This is a genomic window from Planctellipticum variicoloris, assembly GCF_030622045.1.
Taxonomy (GTDB): Bacteria; Planctomycetota; Planctomycetia; order Planctomycetales; family Planctomycetaceae; genus Planctellipticum; species Planctellipticum variicoloris.
This window is the reverse complement of sequence record NZ_CP130886.1, coordinates 4,232,044-4,246,244: the sequence shown is the minus strand read 5'-3', so window position 1 is coordinate 4,246,244 and position 14,201 is coordinate 4,232,044. Positions and strand designations below refer to the sequence as shown.

Below are 14,201 nucleotides of genomic sequence, written 5' to 3'. Positions count from 1 at the left end.
GCTCTCGACTCTCGTCTCTAAACTCTCGACTTCTATCGACATTTCTTCTCTTCACCGCCCCAGCAGCTTCTGGACGTACTTGCCCAGGATATCGGTCTCGATGTTGACCGGATCGCCGACCTTCCGTCGGCCGAGCGTCGTGACCTCCAGCGTGTGGGGGATGAGCGCGATGCTGAACCGGTCTGCCTCGACGTGAACCAGTGTCAGGCTGACGCCGTCGACGGCGATCGAGCCCTTCGGCACCATCAGCGCCGTGAGCGTCTGCGGCACGCGGAACCACATCGAGATCCAGTCTCCTTCTCGCTCGACGGCATCGACCGTGCCGATGCCGTCGACGTGCCCCTGCACGAAGTGCCCGCCGAGTCGTCCATTGACCGGCAGCGAGCGTTCCAGGTTGACCCGATCGCCAGCCTGCAGTCGCCGGAGGCTAGTCTTCGAGAGAGTCTCGGTCCCCGCCTGAAACGCCCAGCGTCCGTCTTCCAGGCCGACGACGGTCAGACAGCAGCCGTTGATCGCCACGCTGTCACCCAGCGCACACGATTCGCCGGCAGTCATCTCCAACGGCGGTTCAACGATCAGTCGGATTCCGGCAGGCTCAGTGACAACCGCGGTAATCGTTCCGAGACCTTCGACAAGACCGGTAAACATGGGAGTTGGTTCCTGGTGGCAGGTGATTTGTGATTTGTCGGTTGTCGTCTGATTGTCGTACGACGGACGTTCACGTCCGTCGGGCTCTTTCACGGAGTGACCGACCGGTCAACGCGACGGATAAGGATGTCCGTCGTACGTGATTCGGACTCAACTCGCACACGTGTTCGTCGTCATCAGACTTTTCCGGACTCTCCAGGAATTCCCGCATCTCTGTGAGAAATCTCCGCAATTCTACGGCCACGTCTCATACAGAATCAGATTCCACAGTTCCCAGTCATCATACCCACCGGCCGCGTTTCGGGGGTGTTCCCGCAGTTCCCAGGAGTTGTCTCGCCGTTGCAGCAGCGAGCGGGGCAGGGGGATGGTGAGGCGTTCTGGACGGGCAACGTCCGCTTTCCAGCGGATGCGGGAGTTGAGCGGCGCGAGCGGCTGCTGATTGATGCTCAAGTCCGTGAGCAGGCCGCCGGCGCGGAGCTCGGCCAGAAACGGTGAGCCGGGAGGTGTTTCGGCGCCGGCAGGCTCCAGTTCAGAATGGTCGAGTTCGATCCAGAGCCGTCCGTTCCAGAACTTCGGGGCCGGAAAATGGCCGGCCAGTCGATGGCCGATTGGCGTCGGCGACCGAAGGTCGAGCCGGATTTCGTCCCCGAGATGCACCGGTCCCAGCCGGAGCGGCGTCGCCGTGCCCCAGCCGCGCAGCGTGATCCGCCGAACTGCGGACCAGGCAATCGGCAGGCGCCCGAGCAACGGGTGAGCCAGCCACAGTCCTGTTCCGTCAGCGCGTGTGATCGCCCCCGTCAGCCGATCAAGCGTTTCCCCCGGAGACTCGGCCAGCGGCTGCAGTTCCAGCTCCACGAGCCAGCCCGAAACGGGGTGTGCGGGAATGTTGTCCCTGGGCGCGGGCCAGGCGATCGACTTCCACTCCGACCACGGCCAGCGCGTTGCCGCACCGTCAGATTCAAGTTCCAGCTCTCCGTCGACAATTTGTACGTGTTCTGCGGCCAGTTCTTCCCCATCTGCCAGACCAACCAGTGGCAAAGCCAGGGGGTGTGATTTCGTGACAGGATGATTGCGGGGTCGGGCCAATATGGCGTCCTGAAAGTCCACTCCGTCTCCGGGTGTGACGACAACCGGATCGGCGTCGAAGGGCGCACGGTCCTCGCAAATCAATTGTCCCGCCAGGAACAGCCGGACCCGACCGCCACGCCAGTCGAGCGTGAGTCGTTGAGGTAGCCGACGATCCACGCTTGTGATCCGTCGGACATTGCTGCGCACCCGGAACGACCATTGTCCCAGCGAAATGGAACAGAGCTCGTCGACGGATTCGGCACCGAGCTGCAGCCAGCCGCTCAATCGGCCCTCGCGCGGCGTGGCGGCGAATTCGCAGGGGGACGTGCTTGTTCCGCACGAGCCCCGGCGGAATTCGAGGACATCCCACTCCGCGGACTGCTGCAGTCCGAGCAGGGCGGCGCGGGGAAACTGGACGGTGCTGCCGCTGATGGTCCGGAACTCGATCGACTCGTCGGTCAGCCGGCGGAGCTCGCCTGAGAGACAGTCACGGTTCAGCAACTCCAACTGCACCAGCGGTCCGCGGATCGGCAGCTCACGCCACAAAGTTGTCTGCCGCAAGGTGGCCGCGCCCGGCCCCCAGCTCCAACGGCCGCCGTCGGAAGGATCATCAGCCCGCACTTCCGCTAGTCCGCCCAACGCCAGCCAGCAGGTGATGACTGCAGCCGCCATTCGCCTCGCAGAGTTATCACGGCTGCCGGGAAATCGCATCACTCAGGCGTCGCTTCTTCAGGCGGGGCCTGCCACCACGGCAAGCCCCACGGCACCAGAATGGCCATGTTGGGCAGTCCCCACAAGGCGATGAGGAAACGTGTCCGTTCCAGTTCGGGGCTGGTGACCCAAAGGGCCGGACGCGACAGATAATGTTCGAGCGGAAGGATGATCCACGGGAGCAACGGGGGGAGCAACTGAGAGACGAACGCTGAAGTCCAGGCGAAGCGGACGCGACGCGGCAACCAGAGGTTGACGGCATAGGCATACGCCACACCGCAGACGGAGATCCAGCTACGGATCGTCCACCAACTCCAGTTCCGCCAGGACATTGCATGGAACATCTGATCGTCCAGCTTCAGACAGATCCAGACAACGAACGCGGTCGTCAACCATGCAACCAACGAATTCCGTACGATAGACGGCAACTCTTGGCAGAAACCAACTCGTAGCGGCAGCAACATGCAGAGTGTCGTCGAAAGGGCTGCGAAGGCGGCGAAACTGAATTCGCTGTGTCCCAACGAGGGATTGGGACCGTAATAGAACGCCATATATCCGAATGTGACGATCCATGCCGACGTCATGGCACACATCGCCAGCGCCGCACTAATCAGCACCGCCCGCTGGAGCACGCTCCGTCGACCATGCAGAAACCACGGCTCCCGAACCGGCCAGTCGCCCATCTTGGCTCCTGATTGCCTCAACCACTCCGTCTACTCTGCAACCTCCGCAATCCCCTCTTCACCCCGCGAGAAATCTTCCTCTTCGCCAATCAGACCTCATCGTCCCCCAGGTCCCCTTCGCCTGCTTCGCTCATCGCGAGCTGCCGCATCTTGCGGTACAGGTTCGACCGGTGCAGACCCATCAGCCGGGCCGCTTCGCTCATGTTCCCCCGCACCCGCTTGATCGCTCGGCGGATGAATTCCTGCTGGAAACGGTTGGTCGCTTCGCTCAAGCCCAGATCGGGCGACGGCTCAGGCATCGTGTCCCGCTCGGGACTCAGGATGAACGCCAGATCCTCGGACTCGACCCGGTCGCCTGGCGCCAGGAACGCCACCCGCTCCATCAGGTTCCGCAACTCGCGGACATTACCTGGCCACGGATGGGCCTGCAGCCGCTTGCGCGCCTCGGCGGAAAGCTGCAGCCGCGGCCGACGCGCCTGCGTGGCAAAGATGTTGAGAAAATACTCGGCCAGCGGCGCGATATCTTCCGGCCGGTTCCGCAGGGCAGGGAGGTCCAGCGTCACCACGTTCAGTCGGAAATAGAGATCCTCGCGGAACTTCTTGGCCTTCACCATTTCGGCGAGATTCGCATTCGTGGCGGCGATGACCCTCGCGTTGATGGGGATTGGCTGAGAACCGCCGACTCGCGTGATCACCTTCTGCTCCAGCACCCGCAGCAGCTTGGCCTGCCCCCCCTGGCTCATGTCGCCGATCTCGTCCAGGAAGATCGTCCCCCCCTCGGCGAGCTCAAATTTGCCGCGACGCAGCTCGCGGGCGTCGGTGAAAGCCCCCTTCTCGTGGCCGAACAGTTCGCTTTCCAGCAGCGATTCTGCGAGAGCCGCACAGTTCACGGCAATGAACGGCCGCTCGGCGCGCGTGCCCAGATAGTGCAGTGACTGCGCAACGACTTCTTTGCCGGTCCCGCTTTCGCCGAGAATCAACACGGGCAGATCGGTCGTGGCCAGCCGGCGGATCGTTCCCCGCATGGCGTTGATCGCCGGGCTCTCCCCGATGATCGTCACGCCCCGTGTCACCTGCTCGGTGAGCTGGCGATGCGACCGCAGCAGCGTCTCCCGTTCGCGGGTGTTCTGCAGTGCAACCGCGACTTGGGCCGCCAGTTCGGTGACGGTCGCTTCGTCTTCGTCGCTGAAGGTTCCCTCGGACTTGTTGATGACCTCAAAGGCCCCCAGTCGCTTCCCGTCGTGATCATTCAACGGACAGCAGATCAGGTTCTTCGTCCGATACCCGCTGGTGGCATCCACCGCCTGGCTGAACCGCGCGTCGTGGTAAGCGTCGTCGACCCGGATCAGCCGACCGCTGTGGATCACTTCGCCGACGACGCCGGTCTTATCCGGCAAGCGCAGAGAGCCTCCTTCGACCCCCAGCGCAGGCCGGGCGACGACTTCGCCATGCTCCTTGTCCCAGATAAAAATGCTTGCCCGATCGCATTCGAGGAGACGCGTCGCCTCCTGAGCAATCTGATTCAGCAGCGGCTCCGTCTCCTGAATCTGGCTCAGCGATGACGCGATTCGCAGCGTGCTCCGGAGCTGATCGATCCGCCGGACCGACTGACTCTTTGCCTGAACGAACTCTAACCCGGTTCCCAAGGCACGGGCGGCGAGCCAGAGAGGCCCGAGAATGTCGTCCGCCAGATTGCGCCCCGTCAGCACGAGCAGCGGATTCTGGAACGACCGCGACCGGACCGGTGCGACAAGGACCGGGCTGGCCAATGGCCCCGCGGTTGCCGCATAGACCGCAGACTCTCGATCCAGCGCCTCGGTCATGACTTCAAACGGCCCCTCGCCGGGCGTCCAGCGTCCATGGACGCCCAATGCTTTCCATTCCGGGGTTCGCTGATAGACGCAAACCCCGTTCGCACCAAACTCTCCGGCGATATCGCCCAGTGCCTGCCGGAGGAAATCGGCGACGTTTGCAACTCCGAACGCCGCCTGTTCGAGCTGGTCGGCGAGCCCCAGCAGCGCCGAGGCATCGTCGTTCCGGACGTCCTGCAGCACCTGCGACCATCCCAGCCAACGCACGCCGGCTCCGCCTGATTTCGTCAACATTACAACGATCCTGCCAATCATGCTGACGACAGATGCCGCTCAGCGTGAGTCTGTGAAGGTGTTCTCAGAGTCGCGATGATACCAGTTCTCACGGAGCTGCAACACCAGACGGGTGCCCGTTCTCGTCACGTTCCTGTACATCGTCGCAATCTCGCGCCGAACTGGTCCTGCTGGTTCGCTTCGATTTTCCCCGTCATCCCTTTCCTTTTCGACGTGTCTTCTCAGCGACCTCCTCTTTGCCTTTGCGTCACCGCGAGAGTTCTTCGTCCCAGTCGGTTTCCGCCCCTCCCCCGGTCTGTGGTATGCTCCAAATTCGTCGACTCGATCCACCTCGAAAGGTCTGCCGGTCATGATTTACGTCAATGTGGTGCTCACTGTGAAGGACGCGGCCGACGTCCCCCAGATCCGCTCGCTCCTCTCCGAACAATGCCGCCTGTCCCGCCTGGAGCCCGGTTGCGTCCGCTTCGAGGTTTATCACTCGACAAGCGACCAGAGAATTTTCATCTTGAACGAGCACTGGGAAACGCAGGGCGCGCTGGACGTCCACCGCACCGCGACCGCCTACACCACGATTTACCAGCCCCAGGTTCTCCCCAAAGTCGACCGCGTGCCGCATCCGTCGGAACTCGTCCTCCCATAAGCCGTCGCTCCGTCTCTGACCATCAACGATCAACTTTCAACCATCGACGAAGAAAAATGCTCAACAAGATCTCCTCCCGCATCACGCAACCGAAATCCCAGGGCGCCTCGCAGGCCATGCTCTATGGCACCGGCATGACCGCCGAGGACATGAACAAGGCCCAGGTCGGCATCGCCAGCGTCTGGTACGACGGCAACACCTGCAACATGCACCTCAACAAGCTCGCCGAAAAGGTGAAGGAAGGGGTCGTCGCCGCCGACATGGTCGGCATGCGATTCAACACCATCGGCGTCAGCGACGGTATCTCGATGGGGACTGACGGCATGTCCTTCTCGCTGCAGTCGCGCGACCTGATCGCCGACAGCATCGAAACGGTGATGTGCGCCCAGTGGTACGACGCCAACATTTCGATCCCGGGTTGCGACAAGAACATGCCCGGCTGCCTGATCGCGATGGGACGGCTCAATCGTCCCGCGATCATGGTCTACGGCGGCACGATCCGCGCCGGCTGCACCCCCCGCCACCCGAAGCTGGATATCGTCTCCGCCTTCCAGGCGTACGGCGAATACATCACCGGCAAAATGCCCGAGGAGGAGCGGGCCGAAGTGATTCGTTGCAGCATCCCCGGCGCCGGGGCGTGCGGCGGCATGTATACGGCGAACACGATGGCTTCCGCGATCGAGGCGATGGGGATGTCGCTCCCCTACAGCTCGTCGATCCCTGCCGAAGATCCGCTCAAGTACGCCGAGTGTCTGGCCGCCGGCAAGGCGATCCGCAATCTGCTGGAAAAGGACATCAAGCCCCGAGACATCATGACCCGCGCCGCGTTCGAAAACGCGATGGTGTTCGTCATGGCGACCGGCGGCTCGACCAACGCCGTGCTCCACCTGATCGCCATGGCCCGCTCAGTGGACGTCCCTCTGACGATCGACGATTTCCAGAAGGTCAGCGACCGCGTGCCGTTCATCGCCGACCTCAAGCCGAGCGGCAAGTACGTGATGGAAGACCTGCACCACGTCGGCGGCACGCCGGCCGTGATGAAGTATCTCCTTGAGAAGGGCTTCCTCGACGGCTCCTGCCTGACCGTGACCGGCAAGACGATTGCAGAAAACGTCAAGGACGTTCCGGGTCTCGCCGAAGGCCAGCGGGTGATCGTTCCGATCGAAACGCCGATCAAGGAATCGGGCCACATCCGGATCATGCGCGGCAACTTCTGTCCTGACGGGGCGGTGGCCAAGATCACCGGCAAGGAAGGGCTGATCTTCAAGGGGACGGCCCGCTGTTACGACAGCGAAGAAGCCATGCTCGCCGGGATGGAGCACAAGGAAATCCAGAAGGGAGACGTGATCATCATCCGGTACGAAGGCCCCAAGGGCGGCCCCGGCATGCCGGAAATGCTCACGCCGACTTCGGTCATCATGGGGGCCGGCCTCGGCGCCGACGTGGCCCTGATCACCGACGGCCGGTTCAGCGGCGGATCGCACGGCTTCATCGTGGGTCACGTGACCCCCGAAGCCCAGGAGGGGGGGCCGATCGCCCTGGTCCAGACGGGCGACGAGATCACGATCAACGCTGAAACGAACCGGATTGACGTCGCCCTGTCGGACGAAGAGCTCGCGAAGCGGAAAGCCGCCTTTGTGACTCCGCCGCTGAAGGCGACGCGCGGCACGCTGCACAAGTACATCAAGCTGGTGAAGACGGCGAGCGAAGGCTGTGTGACGGATGAGTGAGACGAAACCAACACCTCTGATTCGCAGATTGCATGTCCGCAACTTTCGATCGCATGTTGCGACCGACTTGACGCTTGACTCTGTCGACGTGCTCTTTGGTCCGAACACGGCTGGGAAATCGACGTTGCTGGATGCTCTCTGGCTGCTTCGAGACTGTGGAGCACGCGGCGTGTCGAACGCTACGGCCAAGCGAGGCCACGGGATTGGCATGCTCTGGCGCGAGGCTGCCGAGGGGGAGCAAATTCAAATTGGAGTCGAGTGCGACGACTTCCGCTACGAGATCCGGCTCGGATTTGTCGACGGTCGCGTGGATGACACGCCGGGAGAGACATTGACACAAGTCTCGACCGGTGAGGTACTGATGCAACGCAAAACCGGTATGCAGAAGGTTGACATCAAGAAGACTGGGGTTCCGGGCCTTGAGTCAACGCCTCTGCGCGAACCGGAGCGGCTGTCGCTCGATGTGTTTCAGTTCTACCATCCTGAAATGGCTGGCATTTCTCGACTTGATCAGGCGGTTCGAAATATCCGCTACTTTCACTGTCGATCGTTCAACCTCTACTCGTTGAGATCTCGCGGTTCGGAAGCGGGTACGGACTGGCGACTCAGCGATAGCGGGCACAATCTCTGGTCCATCCTGAGGAACCTCCAGGGCCGCCGCGCCGCTGATGACCGTTACCAGACAATCCTGGGCTATCTTCGCCGGGCTTTTCCGTCGGTAGACGAGCTCGTACTGGATCCATCGGGGCCGGAGTACGTCACAGGGAGTTTTCTCGAATATGGTTCAGATTTTGAGGTCCGACCTTCCGCAGCGGCCGACGGCCTTCTGCAGCTTCTGTTGATCCTTGTCGCGATCTTCGGAGAGAATCGACAGCAATCGCAGTCGATCCTGCTGGATGAGCCGGAGACGTCACTCCATCCCTGGGCGATCTTCGTCCTTTGCGAAGCAGTCCGGGATGCGGTGGACCATTGGGGCCGGCAGGTCCTGATCGCCTCACACTCCCCGGTACTGCTGAGTTACTTCGAACCGTCGCAGCTCATTGAGATCACCCCCACTCGCAATGGGGCGTCGCTGCGGCGATTGAGTGAACGCGAGGATGTGAAGGACCTCTTGGATCAATACGCCGCCGGGGCGCTTTACATGTCACAATTGATCGGAGAGCAGTCATCCGAACCGATGGTTACAGTGACTTCGACTTCGGAGTAACGCCACATGTCCGCGGAACCCGAAACTTGGAGATTCATTCGGTTTGGTTTAGTTGTGACGGGAACCTGCGAGCGGGAGTTTCTTCCCCAACTCTTTCGAGAGATCTCGGCGACCGGCCACGCAAGATTCTTTGTGCTGCGCCAAGCGGGACAAAGGGCGCAACTCACACAGGCTCGCATCGACGATTATTTGAATCACGGAAAGCTGATTCCAGATCGTGACGCCGAAATTGCTTACGACATTCGACGCCACGTTAAGAACGTGGACTGTTTCGCAATCTGGATCGACGATATCGAGTCAGACTGCCGCGCCAGTGCGGAAGCGAAGTTGCATCGGCTGACTCACGCGATGGACGTCGTCATCGGAACGGAAACGGCTCCCCGACGTCGCTGCAGCGCTCACTTTCTCGTCAACATGCTTGAAGCGCACTACTTTGCGCACATCGACGCAGTCAACGAAGTGCTCGCCATGAATCTCGCAGAGCATGCCGGCGACTGCGAAAACATCGTCCACCCGAAGAATGAGCTCAAACGCCTGGCAAATCAGGCGGGGGTTGCTTTTGACGAGCGATCGAACGGCGCCGAAATCGTTCGCAAGCTCAACCTCGACCACATCCTGAGCAATCCGCAGACCTGCCGCGCCCTCCGCACCCTCGTCGCCTGGTGCTGGGAAGCGATCGGCGAGCCACGCTCCGACAAGTTCCGCCTCACCGACGGCGTCTACTGGGACATCACTGCCGGGCAATTGTCCGATCTCCCGTCCGTCGAAAGAATCGGCCCATTGGCTGCCGAAGAGAGCTACCAGCCGCTCCAGAACTGACTGTCTGGCCGGTGCTCGTCGCCGATTGGCTTTTCGGCACGGATGCGGCAATGATAGACGCCAACTGATGCGTCCGTCGCGCTCTCACAGGCAACCCAATTCATGCCCCACTTCCACGGCTCCCGCCGCTCCTTTCTCACGACTTCCGCCGCCATCGCCGGATCTCTGCCATTTCTGAGCAGCAGCGTCCTCGCCCAGTCCGATGCGCCGTTGATGGCCTACGTCGGCACTTTCAGCTCCCCCTTGAAGGACGTCCTCCCGACCCAGGTCGACCTTCCCCCGGGCAACGGCCGCGGCATCCACTACTTCCAGGTCAACCGCCAGACCGGCGCACTCACTCCCGCCGGCTCCTTTGACCTCGGCGCCAGCCCCAGTTGCCTGGCCGTCAATGCCGCGGGAACTCGGCTCTACTCCGCCAACGAAACCGACCATGTCGGCGAATCGAAGGAAGGCACGGCCAGCGCCTTCTCCGTCGATCGGACGAACGGCAAGCTGACGTTCCTCAACACCGTCCGCTCTGGCGGCGCCGGTCCCACCTACGTCAGCATCCATCCCTCCGGACGTTTTCTGCTGGTAGCGAACTACTTTGGCGGCTCCGTTTCGGTCCTGCCGATCCTCCCTGACGGCCGGCTCGGCGAAGCCACTGACGTCAAGCAGGACGACGGTCCCATCGGTCCCACCCGCGCGGAACATGCTCCTCCCGGCAGCTTCGCCATCAGCGGCCACGACCGCACTCACGCCCACATGATCGAAGCCGATCCCTCGGGCAAGTTCGTGCTCCACGTCGATCTCGGACTGGACAAGATCTTCGTCTGGAAGTTCGACGACCAGAAGGGAACATTGTCGCCCGCCGCAACGCCCTTCGTCGCACTCCCGCCCGGCGATGGCCCGCGTCATTTTTACTTCCACCCGAACGGCCGCTGGTTCTATTCGATCCAGGAGGAAGGTTCGACCATCGTTCTCTTCGACTGGGATGGCGCGACTGGCAAGTTGTCGGCCCGCCAGACGATCTCGACTCTGCCGCCGGGTTATGCCGGCAGCAATTTCTGCTCGGAGATCCTGGTCTCCGCCGACGGGAAGTTCGTCTACGCAGGCAACCGCCTGCACGACAGCATCGGCATCTTCGCCGTCGGCCCGACCGGCGAGCTGAAATATCTCGGCGAAGAATGGACCCGCGGCGACTACCCCCGCAGCTTCAGCTTCGACCCCACCGGCCAGTTTCTCTACTGCTGCAACCAGCGGGCCGACAACGTCGCCGTCTTCCGGATCCATCGCCAGACCGGCGGCCTGGAATTCACCGGTCACTACGCCCCGGTCGGGAACCCGTCGATCATTGTTTTTCTGGATCTTGCGAAGCGGAACTGAGGCCGCCGATTTCGAGACGCCGACCTCAAACGCACAGCTCCACTTCGATGAACTTCCACGGCCGCTGGCTCCATTCGCTGGCGAGCTGTTTCAGCGTCGTCCAGCGGATGTGGTGGTGGGGCGCTTCGAGGGCCGGCTGCTCCTCGGGGAGGTTTTCCAGCAGCGACCGCTGGATCACCATCGCGCGGAGTTTTCGCATTCGCAGATCCCCGGCCGTCTCGCTGGTCAGGGCCACCACGTAACGGGCCGATGTTCCCGTCGCTCCCTGATCCTGTTTCAGCAACCCGGCGGCAAACCGCTCCGACAGTTCGTTGAGAATCGGATTGAGGTAGTACCAGTAGTCATTCTGCGCCAGCGGAAGCGTCGAATCCAGGGGCGTCGTCTTCTGGGCGGCTCGGATGACCTCCGCCGTGGCGGCCGAGTTAAGGTAAATATCGTCGACGCGCTTCTCGACGAGCGTTCTCAGCATCAGCTTTCCGTCCCGAATCGTGTTCAGCGAAATGTTGAGCCGATCGAAGAACTCGCGCCTTCGCCAGTTATGGCGCGCCTTCCGGTTGCCGAAGTACCAGCCGACCCCCATCAGGACCAGGCCGGTCAGGACCTTCGCTCCGTGGTCGTGGATCTGCTCGGAAACCGTCGCCCAGAGATGGTGCCACCAGTCCATCGTGCCCGCTCGCCGCAGTAGGTCAGGAGATTGCTCGAATCGCCGAAGCGATCATAAACGGCCAGCGTGATCGACGCGACTGGCGTCCGGCGATCGTTTCGGGCGGGCCATCACAGCGCCTGACGGTCTCAGTCCACATCGTCTTGATCTTCCTGGACCACGGCCCGTTGGCCTTCGAATTCGACGACGTCGCCCACGACCATCTGCCGTCCCCGGCGGGTTTCGACGGCGCCGTTCACGCGGACCATCTCGGATTGAATCACATACTTGGCCTGGCCGCCGGTCCCCACCCAGCCTTCGCGCTTCATGAACTGATCGAGGGTCAGCTTGCGGGGCAACAGGTATTCGGTCATGGTCCCGGTCCGGACAGGGATGGTCGGAGCAGTGCAGGTTGCAATCCACGCAGCTTAGCAAGGCCGGGCAAAGCTGTCTTGCACCGCGAACCTGAATCGCCCGGAAAGCGTCCAACCGTGGAACGCCTCCGCACGGGTTCCACGAGGGGCTTCGGAGAAAATGAGGCGGGCGGTTGAAGTCCGGCGGGCGAATCGCCGAAACTACTTCGGTCCGCGTCGCCTGCGTCAGGTTTGACGGTCGGGAAAACTCCTCCGGGAGAGTTGAACCCGTCGGTCGTCCTGCTAAGATGCACGCTCCGCGGCGGCGAGCGGTCGACGCGGAAGACATCGGGATGTAGCTCAGCTTGGCTAGAGCGCTACGTTCGGGACGTAGAGGTCGCAGGTTCAAATCCTGTCATCCCGACCTTTTGTAACTTGAAGCTGAATCGTTACTTACGATTACCTGCCGACCGGCAGTGCAGCGTGAAAAAGTGGCTCACTACCACATTTTTACCACCTGCTGAAACGGTCGCAGAGATGACGAAGTCACGACGGAAACCGGCCTACACGCTTCACCGCCCTACGGGGCAGGCCCGCGTGAGGATCGGCGGCAAGGATCACTATCTCGGCGAGTACGGCTCGCCTGAGTCCCGCGATCGATACGACGATCTGATTGCGGAGTGGTTCGCCAGCGACGGCGACGTGTCGCGGTACTCGCTCACGATCGATGACCTGGCCCTGCTGTTCATGGCGCACGCGGAAGGGTACTACCGGCACAAAGACGGCACTCCGACCGGCGAGACGACGAATCTGCGGCACGCGCTCGGATTCGTCATTCGGTCGCACGGTCGCACCCGCGCCAGAGACTTCGGGCCGCTGAAGCTGAAGGATGTCCGCGACGCGATGATTTCGGCGGGAATGTGCCGGTCGAACGTGAACCGGCAGATTCACAGGGTCAAGCGGCTGTTCGCCTGGGGAGTCGAGAACGAGCGCGTTCCCGCTGCGGTCTATCAGTCGCTGCAGGCCGTCGCCGGGCTGCGACGTGGCAGAAGCAAGGCCCGGGAGTCGGCTCCGGTTGCTCCGGTCCCGCAAGGAACTGTCGACGCGACGCTGCCGCATCTTCCGGGAGTGGTCGCCGACATGGTCCGGCTGCAGTTGCTCTGCGGGGCCCGACCGGGCGAAATCTGCTCGATCCGTCCGTGCGACATTACCCGCGGTCTGAACGGAGTCTGGACCTATCGGCCGGCGACGCATAAGACCGAGCACCACGGCCGCGAACGGAGAATCTTCATCGGCCCGGAAGGGCAGGCCGTGCTGTCCCGGTACCTGGACCGTGATCCCGAAGCATACTGCTTCTGGCCGGCTGAAGCGGATGCCGAGCGAAACGCCGTCCGTCGGGCGAATCGCAGATCCCCGCTGACTCCGTCACAGGCCGCCCGGAAGCGGAAGGGGCGGACACATCGGGCGCGCTACACCAAAGACACGTACAACCGGGCTGTCGGCCGCGGCTGCGAAATGGCGTTCGGGATGCCAGCGGAGCTGCGGAACGTCGGTCGCACAGTCGCGCGGCTGCAGGATGTGACCGAGAAGCAACGGGACGCCGAAAAGCTGCGGCTGAGCACGGCGGCTGCGGCCTGGCGTGCGGAATACTGCTGGTCGCCGAACCAACTGCGGCACAGTCGGGCAACTGCGATTCGCGAGCGGTACGGGCTGGAAGCGGCAGCAACGGTTCTGGGACACGCCGATCCCCGGGTGACGGAGATTTATGCAGAACGTGACTTCGCGATGGCGGCGAAAGTGATGCGCGAGATCGGATAGAATTTGCGACACGTCGCGGGATAGGACGGCCATCTGAAAAGCGGTTTCCCGACCGCCTGCCCGCGATTGTGTTTTCTTCGGGAGTCCACCGTCGGGAAGGTGGGATCATGGCAAAAAAGACGGCTACGGTCGCCGAACTGGCAGCGGCAATCAGTGGGGAATTGGCGACCGCTGAAGCGAATCGCCAGCATCAGGCGGCGCGTGAGTGCATCGCGCTCATGCGGGAACTGCGTCCAGATGGCATGCCCGGCGATAACTTTCAGGAGAGGCGAGAGTTTCAATCCGCCTGGCTCTCCAGCGAGATTCCTGGTCTAACGATCGACCGGGCGAAGACACTTGCGCCGCTGGAATTGCTCGCGATGCTCCGACTGCTGAAGGAGCGATTGAGAACCACGAAAGGCAATGGCGCCC

At 62.3% G+C, this 14,201-nt stretch carries 12 protein-coding genes and 1 tRNA gene; 7 read left to right on the top strand and 6 right to left on the bottom strand.

Going from position 1 to position 14,201, the window contains the following annotated elements; translation table 11 throughout:
• Positions 1 to 51: 51 nt before the first annotated feature.
• The 4 genes from SH412_RS16505 to SH412_RS16490 all read right to left on the bottom strand — a co-directional run bounded on the left by SH412_RS16505 (position 52) and on the right by SH412_RS16490 (position 5,215).
• Positions 52 to 648, bottom strand: a complete 597-nt coding sequence (locus SH412_RS16505) for a riboflavin synthase (RefSeq protein ID WP_336519117.1) — start codon at positions 646 to 648, stop codon at positions 52 to 54.
• 234 nt (positions 649 to 882) lie between these two features.
• Positions 883 to 2,388, bottom strand: coding sequence for a hypothetical protein (locus tag SH412_RS16500; RefSeq protein WP_336519116.1), 1,506 nt, complete (start codon positions 2,386 to 2,388; stop codon positions 883 to 885).
• A 38-nt stretch (positions 2,389 to 2,426) separates the two neighbouring features.
• A complete protein-coding gene (locus SH412_RS16495) occupies positions 2,427 to 3,110 on the bottom strand; it encodes a hypothetical protein (RefSeq protein ID WP_336519115.1) in 684 nt (227 codons plus the stop codon).
• 89 nt (positions 3,111 to 3,199) lie between these two features.
• Entirely contained in the window at positions 3,200 to 5,215 is a 2,016-nt protein-coding gene (locus tag SH412_RS16490) for a sigma-54-dependent Fis family transcriptional regulator (protein ID WP_336519114.1), read from the bottom strand.
• 349 nt (positions 5,216 to 5,564) lie between these two features.
• Between SH412_RS16490 and SH412_RS16485 the strand changes: the two genes are divergently transcribed.
• From SH412_RS16485 to SH412_RS16465, 5 genes are all read left to right on the top strand, one after another.
• Positions 5,565 to 5,855 carry a putative quinol monooxygenase gene (locus tag SH412_RS16485; RefSeq protein WP_336519113.1) on the top strand — a complete coding sequence of 97 codons (291 nt, stop codon included), beginning with the start codon at positions 5,565 to 5,567 and terminating at the stop codon, positions 5,853 to 5,855.
• Between the two features lie 56 nt (positions 5,856 to 5,911).
• On the top strand, positions 5,912 to 7,585 hold the full coding sequence (gene ilvD / locus SH412_RS16480; RefSeq protein WP_336519112.1) for a dihydroxy-acid dehydratase: 1,674 nt from the start codon (positions 5,912 to 5,914) through the stop codon (positions 7,583 to 7,585).
• Positions 7,578 to 8,792: an AAA family ATPase gene (locus tag SH412_RS16475; RefSeq protein WP_336519111.1), complete on the top strand. Its 1,215-nt coding sequence runs from the start codon at positions 7,578 to 7,580 to the stop codon at positions 8,790 to 8,792. The genes ilvD and SH412_RS16475 overlap by 8 nt, the downstream gene beginning before the upstream one ends.
• A gap of 327 nt (positions 8,793 to 9,119) precedes the next feature.
• Positions 9,120 to 9,611 carry a hypothetical protein gene (locus SH412_RS16470; RefSeq protein WP_336519110.1) on the top strand — a complete coding sequence of 164 codons (492 nt, stop codon included), beginning with the start codon at positions 9,120 to 9,122 and terminating at the stop codon, positions 9,609 to 9,611.
• Between the two features lie 102 nt (positions 9,612 to 9,713).
• Positions 9,714 to 10,976 (top strand): lactonase family protein, encoded by a 1,263-nt coding sequence (locus SH412_RS16465; protein ID WP_336519109.1) that lies wholly within the window; start codon positions 9,714 to 9,716, stop codon positions 10,974 to 10,976.
• Between the two features lie 25 nt (positions 10,977 to 11,001).
• On the opposite strand, the gene SH412_RS16460 is transcribed toward SH412_RS16465, so the two are convergent.
• Positions 11,002 to 11,640 carry a hypothetical protein gene (locus SH412_RS16460; RefSeq protein WP_336519108.1) on the bottom strand — a complete coding sequence of 213 codons (639 nt, stop codon included), beginning with the start codon at positions 11,638 to 11,640 and terminating at the stop codon, positions 11,002 to 11,004.
• 128 nt (positions 11,641 to 11,768) lie between these two features.
• The gene (locus SH412_RS16455) at positions 11,769 to 11,993 is read right to left on the bottom strand and encodes an RNA-binding S4 domain-containing protein (RefSeq protein WP_336519107.1); all 225 of its coding nucleotides are present in this window, start codon (positions 11,991 to 11,993) and stop codon (positions 11,769 to 11,771) included.
• A gap of 328 nt (positions 11,994 to 12,321) precedes the next feature.
• On the opposite strand from SH412_RS16455, the gene SH412_RS16450 reads away from it, so the two are divergent.
• Positions 12,322 to 12,396, top strand: a tRNA-Pro gene (locus SH412_RS16450).
• Positions 12,397 to 12,509: 113 nt separating this feature from the next.
• On the top strand, positions 12,510 to 13,790 hold the full coding sequence (locus SH412_RS16445) for a site-specific integrase (protein ID WP_336519106.1): 1,281 nt from the start codon (positions 12,510 to 12,512) through the stop codon (positions 13,788 to 13,790).
• Positions 13,791 to 14,201: the final 411 nt, after the last annotated feature.

Bases quoted from the DNA above. Each gene is read 5' to 3' on its own strand.
- SH412_RS16505 (WP_336519117.1), bottom strand. From the start codon at position 648: ATGTTTACCGGTCTTGTCGAAGGTCTCGGAACGATTACCGCGGTTGTC.
- SH412_RS16500 (WP_336519116.1), bottom strand. From the start codon at position 2,388: ATGGCGGCTGCAGTCATCACCTGCTGGCTGGCGTTGGGCGGACTAGCG.
- SH412_RS16495 (WP_336519115.1), bottom strand. From the start codon at position 3,110: ATGGGCGACTGGCCGGTTCGGGAGCCGTGGTTTCTGCATGGTCGACGG.
- SH412_RS16490 (WP_336519114.1), bottom strand. From the start codon at position 5,215: ATGTTGACGAAATCAGGCGGAGCCGGCGTGCGTTGGCTGGGATGGTCG.
- SH412_RS16485 (WP_336519113.1), top strand. From the start codon at position 5,565: ATGATTTACGTCAATGTGGTGCTCACTGTGAAGGACGCGGCCGACGTC.
- ilvD (WP_336519112.1), top strand. From the start codon at position 5,912: ATGCTCAACAAGATCTCCTCCCGCATCACGCAACCGAAATCCCAGGGC.
- SH412_RS16475 (WP_336519111.1), top strand. From the start codon at position 7,578: ATGAGTGAGACGAAACCAACACCTCTGATTCGCAGATTGCATGTCCGC.
- SH412_RS16465 (WP_336519109.1), top strand. From the start codon at position 9,714: ATGCCCCACTTCCACGGCTCCCGCCGCTCCTTTCTCACGACTTCCGCC.
- SH412_RS16460 (WP_336519108.1), bottom strand. From the start codon at position 11,640: ATGGACTGGTGGCACCATCTCTGGGCGACGGTTTCCGAGCAGATCCAC.
- SH412_RS16455 (WP_336519107.1), bottom strand. From the start codon at position 11,993: ATGACCGAATACCTGTTGCCCCGCAAGCTGACCCTCGATCAGTTCATG.
- SH412_RS16445 (WP_336519106.1), top strand. From the start codon at position 12,510: ATGACGAAGTCACGACGGAAACCGGCCTACACGCTTCACCGCCCTACG.